This is a genomic window from Enterococcus saccharolyticus subsp. saccharolyticus, from assembly GCF_029023825.1.
GTDB lineage: Bacteria > Bacillota > Bacilli > Lactobacillales > Enterococcaceae > Enterococcus_F > Enterococcus_F saccharolyticus.
Genome location: NZ_CP118957.1, coordinates 1 through 23,697, shown reverse-complemented (window position 1 = coordinate 23,697; position 23,697 = coordinate 1). Strand labels below are relative to the sequence as shown.

The following is a 23,697-nucleotide window of genomic DNA, read 5'->3' as shown; positions in this document are numbered from 1 at the left end:
TTAACCAAAAGAAATATCAAGAAAAGGTGCGATAAAACCTGTTATACTAATAGAAAAGGAGGAAAAGCTTATGTTGCGAAAAATAGTGACTGTTGGGTTAGCAGTTTTGGTTATTGCCGTTGTGTGGGTACCTATCACACGAACATTTTTAGTCGGATCGGCATTTGGTGATTGGCTCGCAATTATTCTGTCATTCATCTCCGGTATCGTGTCATTTATTTCTTATAAAAAGGAACACTCACCGATTCATCTCATCACACTGATTATTAGTTTTAGTCCCTTGCTTTTTATTACCTTGTCTTTTTTAGCCATTCTCTTTATAAAAATTTCATTTGCGCCTTAAAAAAATCGATGAATTCGTGAATTCCAACGCAATACCTTGAAACTTTTGACTATCACCGATATAATGCTAGGAGACCTTGGTCTAGAATACATGTAAAAGTGAGGAAAAGAATTGATTACAGTAAGTGATGTTAGTTTGCATTTTTCAGATCGCAAACTTTTTGATGATGTGAATATTAAGTTTACACCCGGAAATTGCTATGGTTTGATCGGTGCAAATGGTGCTGGTAAATCAACCTTTTTAAAAATATTATCCGGAGAAATCCAACCGTCAACAGGAAATGTGACATTAGGTCCTGATGAACGTATGGCCGTCTTAAAGCAAAATCACTTCGACTACGAAGATTATAGTGTACTCGAAACAGTGATTATGGGACATAAACGCCTTTATGACGTGATGAAAGAAAAAGACGCAATTTATATGAAAGAAGATTTCAGCGATGAAGATGGTATTCGTGCTGCTGAACTAGAAGGTGAATTTGCCGAATTAAATGGTTGGGAAGCTGAACCAGAAGCTGCTGTCTTACTTCAAGGATTAAACATCCCAGAAGAATTACACCAACTACACATGGGCGAATTAACTGCTGGACAAAAAGTCAAAGTGTTATTAGCACAAGCGCTATTTGGCCAACCAGACGTTCTATTACTAGACGAGCCGACCAACGGATTAGATATCCAATCGATTGCTTGGTTAGAAGAATTTTTAATTAACTTTGAAAATACAGTTATCGTGGTCTCTCATGACCGCCATTTCTTAAACAAAGTATGTACGCACATGGCTGACTTAGATTTTGGTAAAATTAAATTATATGTCGGAAACTACGATTTCTGGTTAGAATCAAGTCAATTAGCTGCGAAATTACAATCGCAATCAAATGCGAAAAAAGAAGAACAAATCAAAGAATTACAAGATTTTATCGCACGATTTTCTGCGAATGCTTCAAAATCGAAACAAGCGACTTCTCGTAAAAAAATGTTAGATAAAATTACTTTAGATGACATTCAACCTTCTTCTCGTCGTTACCCATTCGTTGGATTCAAACCAGAACGCGAAATCGGCAATGACTTGTTACAAGTTGAAAATGTTAGTGTAACAATCGACGGTAAAAAAATCTTAGACAACATCTCATTTACTTTGAACAAAGACGATAAAGTGGCATTTGTCGCTAACAACGATATTACAACGACTACTTTATTCAAAGTAATAATGGGCGAATTAACACCTGATACAGGAACTGTTCGTTGGGGTGTAACAACAAGTCAATCTTACTTGCCAAAAGACCCTAGCGCGGAATTTGACAACAATTTAACAATTTTAGATTGGTTACGTCAATATGCGAGCAAAGAAGAAGATGACAATACTTTCTTACGTAGTTTCTTAGGAAGAATGTTGTTCTCTGGCGATGAAGTATTGAAAAAAGTCAACGTCCTATCTGGGGGCGAAAAAGTCCGTTGTATGTTATCAAAAAACATGCTGTCAAAAGCAAACGTCTTGGTTTTAGATGATCCAACCAACCACTTAGACTTAGAATCAATTTCAGCATTAAACGAAGGGTTAATGGCATTTACAGGTTCATTATTATTTGCTTCACATGACCATCAATTTATCCAAACGTTAGCTAACCGCATTATCGTGGTCTCTGCTAATGGAATTGTGGATCGTGCAGAAACAACTTACGATGAATTCTTAGAAAATGCAGATTTACAAAAACGCGTCGCTGCGTTATACGAATAAAAAAAAGGTTCGTGAATGTCACATTCACGAACCTTTTTTATTGTGCTTGTCTTCTTGCTCGCCAGCCTTTTGCTACAGAAATTAGCATTGGCAATAATGAAACAAAAATGATAACGAGCATAATCATTGAAAAATGGGCATTAATAAAAGGAATATTTCCTAAGAAATAACCAGCGAGGGTTGCGATGAATACCCAGCAACAACCACTAATGACATTGTAAAACATAAACGTACTGCGATTCATTTTAGTTGAACCAGCAATAAATGGTACGAATGTCCGAATAAAGGGTAAGAAGCGTCCAATAAAAATTGTGAACTTGCCCTTTTCATTGAAGAAATCTTCCGCTTTTTGCAATTCCTCTGCTTTGATAAAACGTGATAATTTCCCTTCGTATAGTGCATGTGTACCAAAATGACGACCTAAACTATAATTAATCGTATTGCCTAAAATAGAAGCAACAACACATGTTACAAGGATTAACGGTAAACTCAAACTATCACTAATGGCCGCTAAAGCACCACCTGCAAACAGCAACGAATCGCCTGGTAAAAAAGGAAAAACCACCAATCCTGTTTCAATAAATAAAATAGCAAATAATAGCGGATAAATCCCCGCCCCATATTGTTGCACTAGATAAAGTAAATGTTCATCTACATGCAAAATAAAATCAATAATAATCATTTTCTTCCCATCCATCTTTTCTTAGTATCGTTTTTTACTGTTTTTTATCATACCACTTTTGATAGAAAAGAACAGACGAAAAGAAAAAACATAAGAAATAATCAAAAATTATACCTAGACACGTTCATTTTTCCCCATCGAAAACAATGCCAGACAGCCATACCCAGTATGACTTGCAATCGTTGGCCCTAATGAATAACGAATGATTGGAACCTCTGGATAACTGGCTTTTAATTCATCCAAAATTTGTTGAGCAGTTGCCTCATCACCGCTATGGGCTAAATAAAATTGATTCACCATCGTTAAATCGGCATCACGCGTCGTTTCTTCGACGATTTTATGAATGGCTTTATTGCGTCCTCGTACTTTATCCACATTTTGTAACTTGCCTTCTGTATCGACTGTAATAATGGGTTTCACATGTAATAGACCACCAATGGTCGCCGCTGCCTTAGAAATACGTCCACCTTTTTCAAGATGCTTCAAATCGTTCACCATAACCCAAGAACGGACATGCATTTTATACGTTTCTAACCATTGCACAATTTCTTCTAATGTTTGACCTGTTTGTTGCATACGTGCAGCTTCTAGGACTAACATACCTTCCCCTAAACTGGCAGCTTTCGTGTCCACACAGTGAATCGTCACTTGTGGATATTCTTCTTTTAACAATTCTACTGCTTGTAAGGCACTGCTATAGGAGCCACTAAGCCCCGAAGAAAAACCGATATATAAAATGGGCACGCCATTTTCCACATGTGGACGAAAATATTCCATATAACGACCGATATTAATCTGTGAAGTTATCGGTTGTTTATTTTCTTGTAGACATTTTAAAAATCCATCGTAATCAAACGTTTGACCTAAATCATCGACATACTCTTTCCCGTCTAGAGTTAATATCATCGGAATATAGGCAACATTTGCTTGATCTAGGATTTCTGCAGGTAAATCGCAACACGCATCAGTAATAATTTGAAACATTTCTTTCGCCTCCTGACCTAGTGTTATTATTATACCAAAAGAAAAAAGATTCATCAGAAAATGTGTATTCTGATGAATCTTTGATTAATTAAATTTGAGACCAAACACTTTCTAAGATGTTTGTTTGGTTACGGTCTGGACCTACTGATAAAGTAGAAATACGAACACCAACCAATTCAGAAATACGACGAACATAGTTACGTGCATTTTCTGGTAATTCAGCTAATGATTTGCATCCAGTAATGTCTTCTGACCAACCTGGTAATTCTTCATAGACTGGTTTACAACGGTTTAATTCTTTTAAGCTTGCTGGGTAATGGTAAATCAATTCACCATCTAATTCGTAAGCTGTACAAATTTTAACAGTTTCTAAACCACTCAATACGTCAATTGAGTTCAATGATAAGTTCGTGATTCCTGATACACGACGAGAGTGACGCATCACTACTGAGTCAAACCAACCCACACGACGTGGACGACCAGTTGTTGTACCATATTCACGACCAACTTCACGAATCGTATCGCCAACTTCATCAAATAATTCTGATGGGAATGGGCCATCACCCACACGAGAAGTATATGCTTTACATACACCCACTACTTTATCAATTTTAGAAGGTCCCACACCACTACCGATTGTGACACCACCTGCAACTGGATTAGACGAAGTAACGAATGGGTATGTTCCTTGGTCAATATCCAACATCACACCTTGTGCGCCTTCGAATAAGACACGTTTGCCTTCATCTAACGCATCATTCAAAATAACTGAAGTGTCTGTCACATATTGTTTAATTTGTTGCCCATATTCATAATATTCTTCAAAAATATCAGCAAATTCAATTGGTTCTGAATCAAACATTTTAACGAATTGACGATTTTTTTCTTCTAAGTTAATACGTAGACGTTCTTCAAAAATTTCTTTGTCTAACAAATCAGCTACGCGAATACCCACGCGAGCAGCTTTATCCATGTAAGCTGGTCCGATACCTTTAATTGTTGTACCGATTTTGTTTTCGCCTTTAGCATCTTCTTGCAATTGATCCAATTTGATATGGTAAGGCAAGATAACGTGCGCACGATCTGAAATACGTAAGTTTTCTGTGCTAACATTATGATCTTTTAAATAAGCTAATTCTTTTACTAGAGATTTCGGGTTAACTACCACACCATTTCCGATCACGCTAATTTTTTCTTTGTAGAAAATTCCTGATGGGATTAAGTGCAATTTGTATGTGACACCATCGAATTTGATTGTGTGACCTGCATTGTCTCCACCTTGATAACGAGCGATGACTTCTGCATTTTCACTTAGGAAATCGGTGATTTTCCCTTTTCCTTCATCGCCCCATTGCGTACCTACAACTACCACTGATGACATATGAATACCTCTTTCTTTATTTAGTGCATTCCTAAATTATTGTAACAAGTTTTTCAAGTAATTTCAATAAAAATCGAATATTCACATATTTTTAATTATTAAAAAAAGAAAAAGACGAACATTAATCGAAATAAAATTGATAAATGGATAAAAAAAACGAACAAAACAAAGTGGAATCAACAAAAAAACTATCAACCATTCGATTGATAGTTTTGATGTTTTATACGGTGACTGGTGTTGCCGTTTCTGCTAACATAGCATTCAATTCATCCACATTTTGTTTTCCTTGTGTGCGTAACCATTCAATCGCTGCTGCTTCACCTTCTTGAATGAAAACTTCCACTCCATCTGCCCATATTGCACGTCCACATAAGACACCATTAAAGGTCGAACCAGCGTCTTTTGCAAAGCGCAAACGTTGACTAGTGCCTTACAATTTTCTACCTGTAATGCGATGAATTGGTATCCAGAAGTCACCGATGAACAAATGAATGCGCTGTTATCCACAATCACTGTGGAAAAACAATAAAAAAAGCTATCCGCCAAGCAGCTTTGGCGGATAGCTTTTTTAACATTTTTCATAATTTTGATACAAGGTTTCTAAGGCAGTCATTTCTTGTTTTAATTTCTGACCAGTATTCGTACTACCAACCGTCGTTCGCGTATCCACGCGCTCGACCAAACGTTTGGTCGATAGAATATCGGTGCCACTTTCCACAGCTTCATCCACAGATGAAAATGGTTGATGGGCGACTAACTGTAAGCCATAACTATTTGAAAGCAGCGTATAACCTGCCAACCCTGTTTCTTGTTGATAACTTTTCGCAAAGCCTCCATCAATCACTAACAAGCGACCATTCGCTTTAATCGGGCTTTCGCCTTTTTTTGCTTTCACAGGTGTATGGCCATTAATAATGTGCCCAGTAATTGGTAAATCAAACAGTGCCAAAATATCTTGGCAAATGTGTTCTTCATTACGCAAATAGTAATAGGCATTTTTTTCTTCTTTATGAATCTTCTTATCTTCAATGTAATAACGTTCAAAAGTAGTCATCGCATTTTTACCAAATAACGAAGAGCATTCGCCTGTCCACAAATACCACAATAAATCGGTCGCTAGATCATCAGAAACCGAATAATCTTTGTAACTTTTACGCACTTGTTTTTCAAAGAAATCCAATAATTCTTTGCCCGCATATTGTTTTTGATTGATACGAAACGACTTGAAATCACCATTTTCATGTAATGGAATACAGCCGTGGAGCAATAAATTTCCGTTATAACACAAGTACATACTGCCTTTTTCAATTAAGAAATCCGTGTGACGACGCAGTCTTTCTGACGCTTGAAATGAGAGCATCAATTTCTTTAATAAGCGCTCCTCTTCTGTCGTTAAAGCACAAGGATTTTGGGGATTGACTGTTGGCGCTTGAAAATTAACCAGAGGATACGTCTTCCCCTTCAATGTAATTTCTTGCGTCTCATAATGAATATTTTTCAACATATGCCGGTCATTCATGCGAAAATCAGGGCGACGATCAATAAGTTGACCTTCGAGTTTAAATTGCAAGATTGTCGTTGCTTGTTGGACAACATTCAAATATTCTTTTTCTGTTTCGGTTAATTCGTCTTCATCTGGCGCTAATTTAGGGGCAAATTTCGCATCCGCAACGTAATGTTTTTTACTGTATTCAACAAGCGGACGAACATTGATACCATAACGTTCTTCAACAATATCTAAGTTGCCATAACGCGCACAAATACGTAGTAAATTCATAATCGCAATCGGTGAACCGGCCATCGCGGCCATCCAAACAATATCATGATTGCCCCACTGTATATCAACAGAATGATGTTGAATCAAGCGCTCCATAATAAAATCCGGTGCTGGTCCACGATCATAAATATCACCGACAACATGCAGGTGATCCACAACAAAGCGTTGAATTAAATAGCATAAATCTTTAATTAATGCCGTCGCTTGATGGAGTTGAATAATTTTGTCAATAATGGCATGAAAATAGCCTTCTTTGCCTGGCTCTTTTTGGGATTCGGTTAATAATTCTTCAATGATATAACTAAAACGCTTCGGTAAAGCTTTTCGTACTTTGGAACGTGTATATTTTCTACTAGAAAAATTAATCGCTTGAATTAACAATTGGATTTTTTCACCGTACCATTGCTCACGTTCGGCTTGGGTCATCCGCGCTTTTTCCAATTGCATTTTTTCTTCTGGATAATAAATCAAGGTTGCTAAATCATCAATATCCACAGACGTATCTGCAAAACACTCGACTAATTTTTCTTTGACACTCCCTGAACCATTGCGTAATACATGATCAAATGCCGCAAATTCCCCGTGAACATCACTCACAAAGTGCTCTGTTCCTTTCGGTAAATGCAAAATCGCTTCTAAGTTAATAATCTCGGTAACAACATTTTCCTTATTTTGAAATTTTTCTTTTAATAAAGCATAATATTTTTCCTTTGACATAGACTCACCCCGTTTGTTCAGTACTATATCAAAATTATTTAACTTGTACAAGATTAAAATACAAGTCATAAAAAAAAGAACCGCCAAAGCAGTTCTTAAGCAAATTCTTCCCTTGGAGAAAGCGAAGAAAATTTATTATATTCTTTGATAAAAAGTAATTCCACCGTCCCACGAGCACCACTACGGTTTTTTTCAATGATGACTTCGATAACGTTATCGTTTTGTGGTTCCTCACTATTTTCATCCTCATCGCCTTCTCGTTGATAATAATCATCACGATATAAAAAGGCCACAATATCGGCATCTTGCTCAATCGAACCCGATTCACGAATATCACTTAAAACCGGACGCTTGTCTTGACGTTGTTCCACACCACGTGAAAGCTGAGACAATGCAATTACGGGTACTTTTAATTCTTTAGCGAGTTTTTTCAATTGACGTGAAATCTCCGAAACTTCTTGTTGACGACTTTCACGACCCGTTCCTTCAATCAATTGCAAGTAGTCAATTAAAATTAAGCCTAAATTCCCTTTTTCTTGTGCTAATTTTCGGCAACGTGCGCGAATTTCTGAAATTTTAATCCCGGGTGTATCATCGATATAGATACTAGCACGGGATAAACTCCCCATTGCAACAATTAAATTTCGCCATTCATCATCTGTTAATTGCCCGGTACGCAAATGACTTGCTTCGATCGAACCTTCTGCACAAAGCATCCGACTTACCAATGATTCAGCGCCCATTTCCAAACTAAAAATAGCGACCGTATTATCGGTTTTTGTCCCTACATTTTGAGCAATATTCAATGCAAATGCAGTTTTACCTACAGCTGGTCGTGCGGCTAAAATAATTAATTCTTCTTTTTGTAATCCTGCTGTCATTTTATCTAAGGCTTGATACCCCGTTGGTAGGCCAGTGATTTCTTCATCATTTTGTGCCAAACGGTCAATATTTTCAATTGTTCGATTTAAGACATCCGCAATGGATTGAAAGCCTGTGCTGTTTCTTTTTTCGGATACTTCTAAAATGCTTTTTTCTGCATCATCAACAATTGCTTGAACTTCTTCATCTTGCTCGAAACCTTTCGTGACTATTCGGTTGGCAGCTTGAATTAAATTACGCAAAGTTGCTTTATCATCCACGATTTTTGCATAGTGGGAGACACCTGCTGAAGAGGGAGACGCTTGACCTAGTTCAGTTAAATAACTAATTCCACCTACATCTTCTAAGGCATTACTTTTTTCAATTTCAGCTTTTAATGTAATCAGATCAATCGCTTCATTGCGGTCATTCAATTGAATCATGCACTGAAAGATAATTTGATGACTGCGACGGTAAAAGTCACGGGGCTCAATCAATTCCATTGCTTCGATAATGGCATCAGAATCAAGGAAAACGGCCCCCAAGACGGCTTGTTCTGCTTCGATATCTTGTGGTGGCACACGATCTTGCCAAACTTCATTCATACGTTTCTCTCCTATACTTAGTCAGTCCATTTATTCTACAATTATTTGGCTAAAATGCAAAGCGCAAGGCAGACCCGAACTCTCGAAATCTGCCTACGTGTGTATTATTCGCTAACTACATGTACCTTAATGGTTGCTGTAACTTCTGGATGCAATTTGGCTGGCACATCAGTAAAACCTAATGAACGAATCGGTTGTTTCAAATCCACCTTACGTTTGTCTACTTTAACGTTGTATTGTTTGTTTAGTGCATCTGTAATTTGTTTGGAAGGAATTGAACCAAATAGACGACTATCAGCACCTGCTTTTGCTTTAATTTCAACGACTGTTTCTTCTTTTTCTAAGAAATCTTTGAGTGTTTGTGCTTCTTTAAGTGCTTCAGCATCTTGTTTTTCTTTAGCTTTTTTCTTGCCTGACATTTCTGCTAAGCTTTCACGATTCGCTTCTTTTGCCAGATTATTTTTAATTAAGTAATTTTGGGCATAACCAGTAGGAACTTCTTTGACTTCCCCTTTTTTGCCTTTTCCTTTTACGTCTTCTAAGAAAATAACTTTCATATTGATTACTCCTTTTTTGCTAGTCTTCTTAATTCATTAAATAGCATTTCCCGGACTTTTTCAAGCGTTTGCCCCTCAATTTGCGTCGCCGCATTCGTGAAATGTCCGCCACCACCGAAGTTTTCCATTAACTTTTGAACGTTCACTTTACCAGAACTACGGGCACTTATCCCAATACGTTGATCCAAGCGTTTGGTCACCACAAAAGCTGCTTGAATGTCATTCATTGATAACAGTGTATCTGCTGCTTTGGCTACAGTCACATTATCATAGGCTCTATCGTTTGGACCGATGGAAACCACAATATCCGGTGTCACATGTTCACTGCGCGAAACCAATTCACTAATTTGTAAATACGCTTCTAAATCAGAACTCAATAAATCATGGACAATTGATAAATCCGCTCCATGATTTTTTAAATAACTTGCAATATCAAATGTTCTTCCTGTGGTACGGACAGCAAAACTTTTCGTATCCACATAAATACCGGCCAATAATAATGTCGCAGTAATTTTGGATAGTCCATGTGTCTTATCCGCTTGATATTGAATCAATTCCGCCACTAATTCTGACGCAGACGATGCCGAAGCTTCAATGTACGTCAATAGTGGATTTATAGGAAATTCATCGCCACGACGATGATGATCAATAATAACGATTTTTTCACAAGCCTCATAGACTTCTTGAGAAATCGACATCGAAGGTTTATGATAATCAACCATCACTAATACGCTGTGTTTATCCAACAATGCCAATGCTTCATGACTCGAAATAACCATATCTTTGACTTCAGGATAATTATCAATTTCTGCTAATCCACGTGTAATATCGGCTGTTACTTCATCACGATTCAAAATAATATAGCACTCTTTATTTAAAAATCTTCCAAGCGTTGCCACCCCAAAAGCAGCACCAATCGCATCCATATCAGGGTAACGATGCCCCATGATAAAGATTTTTTGATTGTCTTTAAAAATACGGTTTAATGCCATATTCATTGCGCGTGAACGAGTTCGCGTCCGTTTAATTGTTCCATCTGTATTGCCACCAAAAAATTGTGGTTTTGCTTGTGGATTTGTATCTTTGACTACAACTTGGTCGCCCCCACGAGCCAAAGCCATATCCAGATTACTTTGAGCAATTTCGCCGATTTTTTCAGCAGATGCCTCACCATAAGCAATCCCCATACTCATCGTCAAAACTAATTCACTATGAATATCAGCTTGTTTCATATGTTGTAATAAATCAAATTGTTTTTCTTGCATCCGTAAAATATCTGCTGTATCCGCTACAAAAAAATAACGTTCTGAATTAATACGTTTATAAAAAATATGATAGTCACTTGCCCAGTCAGAAATCAATGTTGTGACTAAAGTATTGAGGTAAGAAATATGTTTGTCATCCATTTTATCAATTACATCATCGTAATTATCTAGTGAGATAATACCAATTGCTGTTGTCATATTTTACTCCTTTATCTCGATTCATCTATAATGAACGCCAACAAAATGAAAAACTTTGCCCTTTATTTTACCACAAATTCATGAATCTTGCTTTTTCATTTTCTTTAGGCAAAAAAAGACCTCACTAGCTAAACCAGTGAGATCTTGGAAAATTAATTTTCTTCGCCTACGAATGGAAGTAATCCCATAATACGTGCGCGTTTAATAGCAACTGTTAATTTACGTTGGTTTTTAGCACCAGTACCAGTTACACGACGTGGTAAAATTTTACCGCGTTCTGAGATAAATCTTTTTAATAATTCAACGTCTTTGTAATCAACGTGTTCGATATGATTAGCTGCAAGATAGTCTACTTTACGACGTTTGCGTCCGCCTCTTCTTTGTTGTGCCATCCTATTTCCCTCCTATCAAATTTCTTAGAATGGTAAATCGTCATCTGAAATGTCGATTGATGAACCCCCGAATGGATCAGAGTTGTCTCGATCAAAACTAGGCATTCCGTTTGATTGTTGAGATGTTTGATTTTGATTGTAGCTGTTTCCAAAGTTTGATTGATTTCCACCAAAATCGCCGCCATCGCTTCCACGACGTTGTTCGCTAGTTGAACGAGATTCTAGTAATTGGAAGTTTTCTGCTACAACTTCAGTAACATAAACTCTTTGACCTTGTTGGTTTTCATAGTTTCTTGTTTGAATTCTTCCTGTCACTCCAAGCAATGTACCTTTACGGGCATAATTTGCTAGTGTTTCTGCTGATTTTCTCCAAATCACACAGTTAATAAAATCTGCATCTCTTTCACCACTCTGATTCGTAAAATTACGATTCACTGCTAATGAGAAAGTAGCAACAGCCGTACCACTTGCGGTATAACGTAAATCAGGATCTTTTGTCAATCTTCCTACTAATACAACGTTGTTAATCAAAATTCATCATCCCTTCATCGTTATTTTGTTTCACGTGAAACAAGTTATTAAGCTTCTTCTTTAACAATCATGTGACGAATAATGCTGTCGTTGATTTTAGCAAGACGGTCAAATTCGTTGATTGCATTTGCGTTTGATGGAGAAGACACTTTAACGATGTGATAGATACCTTCACGGAATCCGTTCATTTCATATGCTAGACGGCGTTTTTCCCAAAGTTTTGACTCAAGAACTTCCGCTCCGTTATCAGTCAAAATAGCGTCAAAACGTTCCACTAAAGCAGTTTTTGCTTCTTCATCAATGTTTGGACGAATAATATAAAGAATTTCATATTTCGTATTTTCCATTGATTTTCACCTCCCTATGGACTTTGGCCCCTAGTACAATCTAGGAGCAGAGAATGGTCTTCATAAGACTACTCACAAAGATAAATTATACACTCTTTTTATTCCCCACGCAAGTTTTTTGTTATGATTGTTAAATTGAATGAATTTGATTTTCATAATTAAGTACGCCATTATAACAAAAAACCACTAAAAAAAACGAAAGTAACGGCATGTTTCGTCACTTTCGCTTCGCTAATACTTACTCAATATCCGCGCCATTTGTCGCAATCACTTTTTTATACCACTCAAAGGAATCTTTTTTCGAACGTGCAAGTGTCCCATTGCCTTCATCATCTTGGTCGACATAGATAAAACCATAGCGTTTCGACATTTCACTGGTACTCGCACTAATTAAATCAATACAGCCCCATGGTGTGTATCCCATTAAATCGACGCCCTCTTCAATCGCCAAAGCCATTTCTTGAATGTGGTCACGCATGTAATCAATGCGGTAATCATCATGAATGGAACCATCTTCTTCAACGACATCTTTTGCACCCAAGCCATTTTCTACAATAAATAAAGGCACTTGGTAGCGATCATATAACTTATGCAGCGTCACACGTAAGCCAACTGGATCAATTTGCCAACCCCAATCACTTGATTTTAGATAAGGATTTTTCTTAGAACCCAGTAAATTGCCCGCAGTTTCTTCCCCTTCCGTGTCAGAAGAAGCAATACTACTCATGTAATAACTAAAGGACATAAAATCTACGGTTCCTTCACGCAACAATTGATCGTCACCTGCTTCTTTTTGAATCACAATTTGATGTTTTTTAAAGAATTTATCCATATAGGCAGGATAATAGCCACGAATTTGTACATCGCTATAAAATAAATTCGTATGATCCGCATAAATACTTTCCATCACATCATTAGGGTTAGAGGTCTCAGGATAAGCTTCCATACGAGCTAACATATTACCAATTTTAGCATCCGGAATGATTTCATGACAGGCTTTCACGGCTAAAGCACTACCTAAAAATTGATGGTGCGCAGCTTGGTACTGCGCTTGTAATAAATGATCCGTTTTATCGGCTAAAATCCCACCACTAAGGTAGCCAGTCATGCCAATAATATTAATTTCGTTAAATGTTAACCAATATTTCACTTTATCTTTGTAACGATTGAAAACGACACGGGCATAACGCTCAAAATGAGCAATCGTTTCACGACTTTCCCAACCGTTGTGTTTTAAGGCTAATCCTAAAGGAAATTCATAATGCGATAAAGTCACCAATGGTTCAATCCCATATTTTAAACATTCATCAAATACCTTATCATAAAATTGCAGCCCTGCTTCATTTGGCTCTAATTCGTCCCCATTTGGAAAAATACGTGGCCATGAAATCGATAGACGAAACGTTTTGAATCCCATTTCAGCAAACAACGCAATATCTTCTTGGTAACGGTGATAAAAATCAATGCCGTAACGCTTTGGATAAATGCCGTCTTGATCTGCTTGAGCGAATGCTACATCCGCAGTTGTCATTGGTTGTAACAATGAAAATTTGGTCGGATCATCTAGTTTTGTATATCTTGCTGTATCGGCTGTTGACCACCCTTTACCATCTTCTAAAAAAGCACCTTCAAATTGATTCGCAGCTGTCGCGCCACCCCATAAAAATCCTTCTGGAAATCCCATTGTGTGTCCATTCCTTCCGTTGTTTGTTTTCTTATTTCTGAGGATAGTGTATCATGAAGGCAACGAATAATTTTTTCGAAATCAGAGACAATTTTTCATTTCCAATTAAAATTTTCATGTTTATGAAAATTTTGGTTTTAGATTTAGAAAGGAAGCCAATCCATGTTTGATTACCAAAATTTCCTTAAATACTTAAATGCCCATGACGAAAATGATACTTATTTTCGAATCATCCTCTATATTTTAAATCATCAAGAAAAAATTCCAACTATGAGTATTTCTGAATTAGCTGACGAATGTTTCGTTTCAGCCGCTACGATTTCACGCTTTTGCAAACATTTTAACTTGCATTCTTATGCCACTTTAAAGAAAGAAATTGCCGCAGCTAAAAAATTTTCTAATTTCCAAGGACTACGAATGTCCAAAAAAGAAGCCCAGCATATTCAAAGTAATCCGCAAGAATATTTACAATTTTACGCCAATGAAATCAAGCAATCGATAGATGATGTCGTTTCGCATCTGAATCATGCTGAAATCGATCGACTACTACAAAACATTCACGAGGCACAAGAAGTGATTTTAATTGGCTATAGTTCAACGTTAGACTTAGCCAAGAGTATGCAGACCTCCTTAATGATGAGCAACAAAATCACCGTTGTTCCTGAAGAAGAAGCCCTTTTGAACACGATGATTCAACAAGCTAATGAACAAACGATGATTATTGTCTTTTCTTCTTTTGGCACAATTTTTAATAAAAATGCCGATTTGGTGAATAAAATTACGAATAGCGCTGCATACTCCGTCTTAATTACACAACATACCAAAAATGTCTTCACGAATTTTTTTGATCAAACTATCCATGCAACAAGTAATAATTATTTACAAATAGGCACGTATCCATTAACCTTTTTCATTGATTTTATTGTTCGCCGTTTTGCTAGTCTTTATGGCAAACACTAATAAAAAAGTCGTACCTGCAGGAAAATCTTGCAAGGTACGACTTTTTATTATTCAGCTATTTCTGGTGTTTCCACTACTTCATCTACTTCTGGATCAACAGATGCCATTGTCACTACCTTGGCATCTTCTTCCATTTTCATCAACCGAACCCCTAATGTAGCACGTCCAGTTTGCGAAACTGTTTCTGCGCTAAAGCGAATAATGACCCCTTTATTTGTGATTAATAGGATGTCTTCTTCACCAGTGACTGTTGTTAAACCAGCTAATGGTCCATTTTTCGCTGTGATATTCGCAGTCTTAATTCCTTTACCACCGCGACCTTTAATTGGATATTCACTACCTGCTGTACGTTTTCCATACCCATTCTCGGTGATGACTAACACTTCATCACCTTCACGAATGACCGCAGCGCCTACAACATAATCGTCTTCACGCAAGCGAATCCCACGAACACCGGCAGCTGTACGTCCCATGTCACGAACCACTTCTTCTTTAAATGTGACCGAATACCCTTTATGAGTGCCGATAATCATGACGTCGTCGCCTTTTGTTGATAAGACATTGACTAATTCATCGCCCTCTTTCAAACCAATCGCAATTAATCCGTTGCTACGGATATTCGAAAAGGCCATCACAGAAGTTCGTTTCACCACACCTAATTTTGTTGTAAAGAACAAGTAATTACCTTCTTCTGGTTTACCAGAAACGGAAATAATTGTTTGAATTCGTTCGCTTGAGTCAATTCCTAATAAGTTAATCACAGGAATTCCTTTCGCTGCACGACCATATTCTGGAATTTCGTATCCTTTTGCACGATATACTTTCCCAGCATTCGTAAAGAATAACAAAGTATCATGTGTCGAACAAGAAACTAAGGTACGCACGAAATCTTCATCGTGAATGCCCATTCCTTGCACACCACGACCGCCACGACGTTGTGCGCGGAATTCGCTATTCGCCACACGTTTGATGTATCCATTGTTAGTTAACGTAATCACGATTTCTTCTTCTTCAATTAAATCTTCGTCTTCTAAGCTCAAGACTTCGCCGACTAATAATTCTGTCCGACGTGCATCCCCAAAACGTTGACCTAATTCATGTAATTCGGTTTGAATAATTTCTGCTACTCGTTCTGGTCGTGCTAAAATATCTGCTAAATCTTCAATTAATTTCAATAATTCTTGGTATTCAGCTTCGATTTTATCGCGCTCTAAACCAGTTAAACGACGCAGACGCATATCTAAAATCGCTTGTGCTTGACGTTCAGATAAACGGAATTTTTCAATCATAGTTGCTTTGGCTTCACCATCGGTTTTTGAACCACGAATAATCGCGATAATCTCATCGATGTGATCTAAAGCAATTCGTAAACCTTCTAAAATGTGCGCACGCGCTTCGGCTTTTTCTTTTTCAAAAATCGTACGACGCGTAATTACTTCTTTTTGATGCTCAATGTAGTTTTCTAAAATACGTTTTAGACTCAATACTTTTGGCACACCATTTTCAATCGCCAACATGTTGAAACCAAAAGATGATTGCAATGCTGTCATTTTGTATAAGTTATTTAAAATAACCGAAGCACTTACGTCACGACGGACATCAATTACGATACGCATCCCTTCACGTGACGATTCATCACGTAAATCGGTAATACCTTCAATTCGTTTTTCACGATGTAATTCAGAAATACGTTCGATTAGTTTGGCTTTATTAACCATATAAGGCAATTCCGTTACTAAGATACGTTCTTTCCCATTTGGCATTTCCGTAATTTCGACTTTTCCGCGGACAGTAATCGAACCTTTTCCTGATTCATACGCCCGACGAATACCGGATTTCCCCATGACTAATCCACCTGTGGGAAAGTCTGGTCCAGGTAAAACTTCCATCAATTCATTGGTCGTCACTTCAGGATTGTCCATCAATAAATCAATCGCAGCAATAACTTCATTCAAATTGTGAGGAGGAATGTTCGTTGCCATCCCTACTGCAATCCCTGTTGTCCCATTTACTAACAGGTTAGGGAAACGTGCGGGTAAAACTTGTGGTTCACGTTCGGTATCATCATAGTTACTCACATAATCCACAGTATTCTTGTTAATATCTCGCAACATTTCCACAGCTAACTTACTCATACGCGCTTCGGTATAACGCATCGCTGCGGCACCATCGCCATCCACAGAACCAAAGTTTCCATGGCCATCCACAAGCATATAACGATAACTAAATGGTTGCGCCATTCGAACCATTGATTCGTAAATTGCACTATCCCCATGTGGATGATATTTCCCCATAACATCCCCAACAATACGGGCAGATTTTTTATGTGGTTTATCTGGTGTTACCCCTAATTCATTCATGCCGTAAAGAATACGACGGTGAACAGGTTTCAATCCATCTCGCACATCTGGTAACGCTCTGGCAACAATGACACTCATGGCATAATCGATAAAGGATTCGCGCATTTCACTGGTCAGATTGACGTCATGAATATTTTTCTTTTGATCTTCCAAAATTTCTCCTCCTTATCGTTAAATATCAAGATTTTTAACATAGTGGGCATTTTCTTCAATGAATGCGCGACGTGGTTCTACTTTGTCACCCATTAACATTTCAAAAACTTGGTCTGCTTCAATGGCATCATCTACACTAACACGTAACATCATACGATTTTCTGGGTCCATTGTTGTTTCCCACAACTGATGGTCATCCATTTCTCCCAACCCTTTGTATCGTTGAACAGTTGGTTTTGGTGTTGCTGGTAATGATTGAATGACTCTTTGTAATTCTTCTTCGGCATTTTTGCCTGGTTGAATGTAGGTAATGTTTTTCCCTTGTTTGACACCATACAATGGTGGTTGGGCGATATATACATAGCCTGCTTCCACAATTGGACGCATGTAACGATAGAATAATGTTAATAACAACGTACGAATATGTGCCCCATCGACATCGGCATCGGTCATGATAACCAACTTGTGGTAACGCGCTTTGGCAACATCAAAATCAGCACCAAAACCTGTCCCCATAGCTGTGAATAACGAACGGATTTCTTCATTCGCTAAAATTTTATCCATGCTGGCTTTTTCCACATTCAAGATTTTCCCACGAATCGGTAAAATCGCTTGGAATTCACGGCTACGTCCTTGCTTAGCAGAACCACCGGCAGAATCTCCTTCGACGATAAATAATTCTGTTTTTTCAGGGTCATTACTTGAGCAATCAGCTAATTTTCCTGGTAAATTACTGATTTCCAACGCGCCTTTACGTCGAGTCACTTCACGTGCACGTTTGGCTGCAAGGCGTGCTTTTGAAGCTAATAGACCTTTTTCCACAATTTGGCGACCTACAGAAGGATTTTCCATTAAGAACTTAGAAAAATGTTCTGAAAATAGACGGTCAGTCACTGTACGTACTTCGGAATTACCTAGCTTTGTTTTGGTTTGTCCTTCAAACTGTGGATCAGGATGTTTAATCGAAATGACAGCTGTTAAGCCTTCACGGACATCTTCACCCGTTAAGTTCTCATCATTGTCTTTCATCAACTTTTGCTTACGAGCATAATCATTAATCACACGTGTTAAAGCTGTTTTAAAACCTGATTCATGTGTTCCACCTTCATATGTGTGGATATTATTGGCAAAACTTAAAATGTTTGAATGGTAACCGTCTGTGTATTGCATCGAAACTTCAACCGTAATATCTTGTTGTTCGCCTTCAAGGAAAATCGGTTCTGGGAATAAGACATTTTTATTCGCGTTTAAATGCTCAACATAACTCTTAATTCCGCCTTCGTAATGGTATTCACGTTTCACTGGTTCTTCTTCACGACGATCTTCAATCGAAATAAATAATCCTTTGTTTAAAAAGGCTAATTCACGAACACGTGTCGCTAACTTTTCAAAGTTAAAAACAGTCGTTTCGGTGAAAATTTCTGGGTCAGGGATAAAGTGAACATCGGTTCCATGACGGTCTGTTTCACCAATCACTTCCAAATCAGCAACGACTTTTCCACGACTGTATTCTTGGTAATAGATTTTGCCTTCTTTATGCACTTTTACATCTAAAGTTGTGGATAACGCGTTAACAACTGACGAACCTACCCCGTGCAATCCACCAGACACTTTATAGCCGCCACCGCCGAATTTACCCCCAGCATGCAAGATGGTAAAGACTGTTTCCACAGCTGGTCGACCAGTTTTTGCTTGGATATCCACAGGAATACCACGTCCATCATCAATAACCGTAATACTATTGTCTTCTTCAATAATCACTTGAATACTAGTCGCAAAACCGGCTAAAGCTTCATCAATCGAGTTGTCCACAATTTCCCATACTAAGTGGTGTAAACCTTCTGAACTGGTAGAACCGATATACATTCCGGGACGTTTTCTTACTGCTTCTAGACCTTCTAAGACCTGAATCTGACTCGCATCATATTCTTTTGCGCGTTCATTTAACATTTTTTCTTCTTCTGTCACTCCGCACTCTCTCCTTCTAATTGACCTTGACGAACGTAGAAAATTTCTGGTTCTACGGTCATTTTATCTTTCACATGTTCTAACGTGGTGGTTGTTAAAAACGTTTGGACTTTGCCTTCAATTGTTTCTAGTAAATGCAATTGTCTGGCGTCATCTAATTCACTCATCACATCATCCAGTAAGAGGACTGGATACTCCCCTGTTTCTTCTTTCATCAAATCAATTTCAGCTAACTTCACACTCAAAGCTGTGGTTCGTTGCTGTCCTTGAGAACCAAATGTTTGAACATTTTTCTCATTAATCAAAAAAATCAAATCATCACGGTGTGGACCCGCTAATGTGACTTGACGAAATTGCTCTTTGTTTTTCACTTTTTCTAGCGCTTGACGAAAGGCTGTTTGCACAGCTTCCAAATTATCCCAAGGCGCGTCAGGCACACTGGAAATATAATCAATGACTAGATTTTCTTTGTTTTGACTAATTTTGTGGTGCAGTTGACTTGCCCAATATTCCAAACGTTTGACAAATTTTTGCCTTGCAATCAGCACTTTACTACCAAATTCCACTAATTGTTCAGTTAAAACTTCTAAGTATAGTTCATCTGTTTGTTTTTTCTCTGCTAGTTGCTTTAAATATTGGTTACGTTGTTTTAAGACTTTTTGATATTGCACCAAATCATAGAGATAGACTGGATCTATTTGGCCGATTTCCATATCCAAAAATTTACGTCTTAATTGTGGACTACCTTTGACTAAGGACAAATCTTCCGGGGCAAATAAAATGACGTTGAGTTGACCAATGTAACTACTTAATTTTTTTTGTTCGATGTGATTAACTTTTGTCTTACGCCCTTTTTTCGTTAAAAATAATTCCAAAGGGACGGAAGTATGTTGGCGTTCAATGGTTCCTCGAATGGCTGCAAGATTTTTGTCCCATTGAATTAATTCTTGTTCGTTGGTTGTTCGGTGACTACGCGTCATCGCCAGTACAAAAATACTTTCTAACACATTTGTCTTGCCTTGTGCATTTTCGCCTAGAAAAATAACTAGGTTCTTGGTAAACGTCAAAGACAAGTCATCATAGTTTCGAAAATTTTGTAGCTGAAGATTACTCAGACGCATCGTCGTGTTCCTTTGTCATAAAGAAGGTACCGACTTCTGGAATCTCGATCATCATGCCATCATATATTTTACGACCACGACGATTTTCAGGTTCTCCATCAATAAAAATAGTGTTCTCAGCTAAATACCATTTGGCTTGACCGCCGCTGCTGATAACATTCACTTCTTTTAAAACTTGACCGAGTGTCATGTAATCTGATTTTAAAATGATTTTCTCTTTCATTTTTTCCCTCAATTCTACTTAGAGACATATGCTTATATTATACCTCTTTTAGAGGAATAAAACAAATTTATCCGTATATTTCTCGTTTTCAGAAGTTTTGATTCATTTAGACAATTTTTATTTAAAACAAAAAGAAGGGCTTAAAATCGTTTTTAAGCCCTTCTTTGCATAATTCTCATTTCAGTTTGACCTTTCAGCAATTTTTCAAAAGGATTGAAAATCGTGACTAATTTGTACGAACCGGAGTAATTAATTGGATAAATTCTCCATTGCCTTCTGTTGGTTCCAACGTAAAGGGACGAATGGCTGAAATAAAACGAACACTAATCGTTGTTGGACCAAAGGCACGTAACGCAGCTTTCATATAATCCGGATTGAAAGAAATATCTAACGGATCACCAGAAACTTTTTCGTAATTTAATACTTCTTCTACTTTCCCGATTTCAGGAGAGTTTCCATATAAAATAACTCCATCGCTAGCAATGTGCAAACGAACGATGTTATTACGTCCTTCATGAGACAGTAAAGAAGCACGTTCAATTGCTGATAACAATTCTGGGACAGTGAATTCAATTTCTGTATTAAAACTTGTTGGAATCAAACGATTTGTATCTGGATAGGTTCCTTCCAATAAACGAGAATAAAATTTCATCGTTTTCGTTTCGAACAATACTTGGTTGTCCATGATACTAATTTTGACATCTTCTCCTTCATCGCCCACTGAACGAGAAAGTTCAGTTAAACTTTTTCCAGGAATCACAATATTAAATGCTTCCGTACCACTTTCTAAAGGAATGACACGTTGGCTTAAACGATGTGAGTCGGTAGCAACAGCTAATAATTTTTGATTTTCCAAAATGAAATGAACTCCAGTTAAAATAGGACGGCTTTCATGTTGAGAAACAGCAAAAACAGTTTCTCCAATTAATTTATTCAATACATGGATAGGAATCGTAATTTGGTTTTGACTATCCACAACTGGTAAATGTGGATAACTATCAGCGTCTAATCCATTAACAGTAAAGTTGGCTTTTCCAGAAGTAATATTGACTTGATTGTTTTCAATGACTTCCATCGTAAAGTTGTCTTCTGGTAAACGACGGATAATTTCTCCGAAGAATCGAGATTGTAAAACAACTGCTCCGGTACGTTCAATCATCATTTGTGCTTTTTCATTCGTAACACTTAAAAATGATTCGATTGAAATCTCTGCATTACTTCCTGTTAAGGTTAATCCATTATTTGAAAGCTCAATTTTAACACCTGTTAAAATCGGCATGGTAGTTTTTGAAGAGATAGCTCTTTGGACTGTTTGTAATTCTTGAATAAAGGTTGAACGATTTAACGTTACTTTCATATTAGGATCTCCTTTTATATTATTTTAAAGAATAAAGATAGTAGTAGTAGTAGGGCTGTTAATAATGTGGAAAACTAGCTATAAACACAATAGAATCGAGTTATTTGCCTGTGAATAAGCTGGGGGTAACTTGTGTACAGTTTTTGTTAGTTATACACACTACCTTAGTAACAAGCCTTTGATTTCAGAAATTTCATTTTGAATGATGGGATCATTTTTCAATAATTGCTGAATCTTTTCGTGGGCATGGATAACTGTCGTGTGATCTTTGCCACCAAATTCTGCACCGATTTTGGGCAAGGAATTATCCGTCATTTCACGTGACAGATACATTGCAATTTGACGTGGAACCACGATGCTTTTGACGCGTTTTTTTCCTTTTAAATCTTTTATTTGAATATGGTAGTAGTTGGCTACTTCTTCTTGAATGTCTAAGACAGATACTTGGCGCAAAGTTTCGCTTGCTTGGAGAGCTTTTAAGGCTTCCGCAGCTAAACTCGTTGTAATATCGGCACTTTGAATGGTCGCAAAGGCTTGTACACGTACTAAAGCACCTTCTAATTCACGAATGTTAGAATCGATTTGACCAGCAATGTAACTCAAAGTATCATCAGGAATTTCCAAATTTTCAGCTTCGGCTTTTTTACGTAGGATAGCAGTTCGTGTTTCTAAATCCGGTGGTGTGATATCCACAGATAATCCCCAAGCAAAACGTGAAACTAGTCGTTGTGGCAATGTTGGAATTTCATTTGGCAAACGATCACTCGTTAACACAATTTGTTTATTGTTTCGATAAAGTTCTTCAAAGGTATTAAAGAATTCTTCTTGTGTTCCTTCCTTATTAACCAAAAATTGAATATCATCTACCAATAATAAATCCACGGTTCTATATTCATTTCGAAATTCTTCCATTTTATTCTTTTGAATGGAGTTAATAAAATCATTAGTGAAATTTTCGCTGCTCACATATTTGATTTTAGCATGTGGTCGTTTGACCAACATTTGATGTCCAATGGCGTGCATTAAATGGGTTTTTCCTAAACCAACCCCACCATAGAAAAACAAGGGATTATAAATAGACCCTGGATCTTCGGCAACCACTAATGCCGCAGCGTGAGCCATTTGATTTCCTTTTCCGATGACAAACGTGTCAAATGTATATTTGGGATTTAACATAGAAGCATTTGATTCATTGGTTGCAGCAAGGTCTCGATTTTGTTTTGCTACGCGCTTTTTATAGATATCGGCTTCATCTGGTGTCACAAATACTGGAAGAATTTCTTCACCACTCATCATAAAGAAGGTTTCAAGAATTTTACCTGCAAGGTTTTTTTCCCAATAATTTTTTTGAACAGCTGTCGGTACTTCAATAATTAATTCGTTATTTTGAAAGGAAAGAGGCATAGCAGGTTCGATCCATGTATTGTAACTAACTGGATTCATTTCTTTTTTGTAGCTGTCTTGCAACTCTTTCCATATAGCATCCAGAGATGGCAT

The 23,697-nt window shown here is 37.4% G+C and carries 20 protein-coding genes and 1 pseudogene; 3 read left to right on the top strand and 18 right to left on the bottom strand.

Annotation, left to right across the window (positions count from 1 at the left end; all coding sequences use genetic code 11):
- Positions 1–70: 70 nt before the first annotated feature.
- Together PYW32_RS00105 and PYW32_RS00100 are read left to right on the top strand one after the other, a co-directional pair.
- Entirely contained in the window at positions 71–343 is a 273-nt protein-coding gene (locus tag PYW32_RS00105) for a hypothetical protein (protein WP_016176054.1), read from the top strand.
- Positions 344–454: 111 nt separating this feature from the next.
- Positions 455–2,077 (top strand): ABC-F family ATP-binding cassette domain-containing protein, encoded by a 1,623-nt coding sequence (locus tag PYW32_RS00100; protein ID WP_016176053.1) that lies wholly within the window; start codon positions 455–457, stop codon positions 2,075–2,077.
- Positions 2,078–2,114: 37 nt separating this feature from the next.
- On the opposite strand, the gene PYW32_RS00095 is transcribed toward PYW32_RS00100, so the two are convergent.
- From PYW32_RS00095 to PYW32_RS00040, 12 genes and pseudogenes are all read right to left on the bottom strand, one after another.
- Positions 2,115–2,759, bottom strand: a complete 645-nt coding sequence (locus PYW32_RS00095; RefSeq protein WP_016176052.1) for a VTT domain-containing protein — start codon at positions 2,757–2,759, stop codon at positions 2,115–2,117.
- Positions 2,760–2,873: 114 nt separating this feature from the next.
- A complete protein-coding gene (locus tag PYW32_RS00090) occupies positions 2,874–3,743 on the bottom strand; it encodes a DegV family protein (RefSeq protein WP_016176051.1) in 870 nt (289 codons plus the stop codon).
- An 88-nt stretch (positions 3,744–3,831) separates the two neighbouring features.
- Complete coding sequence (locus PYW32_RS00085; RefSeq protein WP_016176050.1) at positions 3,832–5,124, bottom strand: adenylosuccinate synthase; 1,293 nt, start codon at positions 5,122–5,124, stop codon at positions 3,832–3,834.
- A 220-nt stretch (positions 5,125–5,344) separates the two neighbouring features.
- A pseudogene (locus PYW32_RS00080) lies at positions 5,345–5,545 on the bottom strand (tagatose-bisphosphate aldolase); the annotation flags it as partial.
- A 147-nt stretch (positions 5,546–5,692) separates the two neighbouring features.
- Positions 5,693–7,618 carry a fructose-bisphosphatase class III gene (locus PYW32_RS00075; RefSeq protein ID WP_016176048.1) on the bottom strand — a complete coding sequence of 642 codons (1,926 nt, stop codon included), beginning with the start codon at positions 7,616–7,618 and terminating at the stop codon, positions 5,693–5,695.
- A gap of 95 nt (positions 7,619–7,713) precedes the next feature.
- Positions 7,714–9,084 (bottom strand): replicative DNA helicase, encoded by a 1,371-nt coding sequence (dnaB, locus tag PYW32_RS00070; RefSeq protein ID WP_016176047.1) that lies wholly within the window; start codon positions 9,082–9,084, stop codon positions 7,714–7,716.
- A 104-nt stretch (positions 9,085–9,188) separates the two neighbouring features.
- Positions 9,189–9,641, bottom strand: a complete 453-nt coding sequence (gene rplI, locus PYW32_RS00065) for a 50S ribosomal protein L9 (RefSeq protein ID WP_016176046.1) — start codon at positions 9,639–9,641, stop codon at positions 9,189–9,191.
- 5 nt (positions 9,642–9,646) lie between these two features.
- Positions 9,647–11,104, bottom strand: coding sequence for a GGDEF domain-containing protein (locus tag PYW32_RS00060; protein ID WP_016176045.1), 1,458 nt, complete (start codon positions 11,102–11,104; stop codon positions 9,647–9,649).
- 152 nt (positions 11,105–11,256) lie between these two features.
- A complete protein-coding gene (gene rpsR, locus PYW32_RS00055) occupies positions 11,257–11,496 on the bottom strand; it encodes a 30S ribosomal protein S18 (RefSeq protein WP_016176044.1) in 240 nt (79 codons plus the stop codon).
- 24 nt (positions 11,497–11,520) lie between these two features.
- A complete protein-coding gene (ssb, locus tag PYW32_RS00050; protein ID WP_016176043.1) occupies positions 11,521–12,027 on the bottom strand; it encodes a single-stranded DNA-binding protein in 507 nt (168 codons plus the stop codon).
- A gap of 47 nt (positions 12,028–12,074) precedes the next feature.
- On the bottom strand, positions 12,075–12,374 hold the full coding sequence (gene rpsF / locus PYW32_RS00045; protein ID WP_016176042.1) for a 30S ribosomal protein S6: 300 nt from the start codon (positions 12,372–12,374) through the stop codon (positions 12,075–12,077).
- Positions 12,375–12,612: 238 nt separating this feature from the next.
- On the bottom strand, positions 12,613–14,058 hold the full coding sequence (locus PYW32_RS00040; RefSeq protein ID WP_016176041.1) for a glycoside hydrolase family 1 protein: 1,446 nt from the start codon (positions 14,056–14,058) through the stop codon (positions 12,613–12,615).
- A gap of 162 nt (positions 14,059–14,220) precedes the next feature.
- Between PYW32_RS00040 and PYW32_RS00035 the strand changes: the two genes are divergently transcribed.
- Positions 14,221–15,018, top strand: coding sequence for a MurR/RpiR family transcriptional regulator (locus PYW32_RS00035; protein ID WP_016176040.1), 798 nt, complete (start codon positions 14,221–14,223; stop codon positions 15,016–15,018).
- A gap of 47 nt (positions 15,019–15,065) precedes the next feature.
- On the opposite strand, the gene gyrA is transcribed toward PYW32_RS00035, so the two are convergent.
- The 6 genes from gyrA to dnaA all read right to left on the bottom strand — a co-directional run bounded on the left by gyrA (position 15,066) and on the right by dnaA (position 23,697).
- Positions 15,066–17,531 carry a DNA gyrase subunit A gene (gyrA, locus tag PYW32_RS00030; RefSeq protein WP_016176039.1) on the bottom strand — a complete coding sequence of 822 codons (2,466 nt, stop codon included), beginning with the start codon at positions 17,529–17,531 and terminating at the stop codon, positions 15,066–15,068.
- A gap of 18 nt (positions 17,532–17,549) precedes the next feature.
- A complete protein-coding gene (gyrB, locus tag PYW32_RS00025) occupies positions 17,550–19,499 on the bottom strand; it encodes a DNA topoisomerase (ATP-hydrolyzing) subunit B (RefSeq protein WP_016176038.1) in 1,950 nt (649 codons plus the stop codon).
- Positions 19,496–20,620: a DNA replication/repair protein RecF gene (gene recF / locus PYW32_RS00020; protein ID WP_016176037.1), complete on the bottom strand. Its 1,125-nt coding sequence runs from the start codon at positions 20,618–20,620 to the stop codon at positions 19,496–19,498. The genes gyrB and recF overlap by 4 nt, the downstream gene beginning before the upstream one ends.
- The gene (gene yaaA, locus PYW32_RS00015; protein ID WP_016176036.1) at positions 20,607–20,843 is read right to left on the bottom strand and encodes a S4 domain-containing protein YaaA; all 237 of its coding nucleotides are present in this window, start codon (positions 20,841–20,843) and stop codon (positions 20,607–20,609) included. Before yaaA ends, recF begins: the two co-directional genes overlap by 14 nt.
- Positions 20,844–21,069: 226 nt before the next feature.
- A complete protein-coding gene (gene dnaN, locus PYW32_RS00010; RefSeq protein ID WP_016176035.1) occupies positions 21,070–22,200 on the bottom strand; it encodes a DNA polymerase III subunit beta in 1,131 nt (376 codons plus the stop codon).
- Between the two features lie 159 nt (positions 22,201–22,359).
- Positions 22,360–23,697, bottom strand: coding sequence for a chromosomal replication initiator protein DnaA (dnaA, locus tag PYW32_RS00005; RefSeq protein WP_016176034.1), 1,338 nt, complete (start codon positions 23,695–23,697; stop codon positions 22,360–22,362).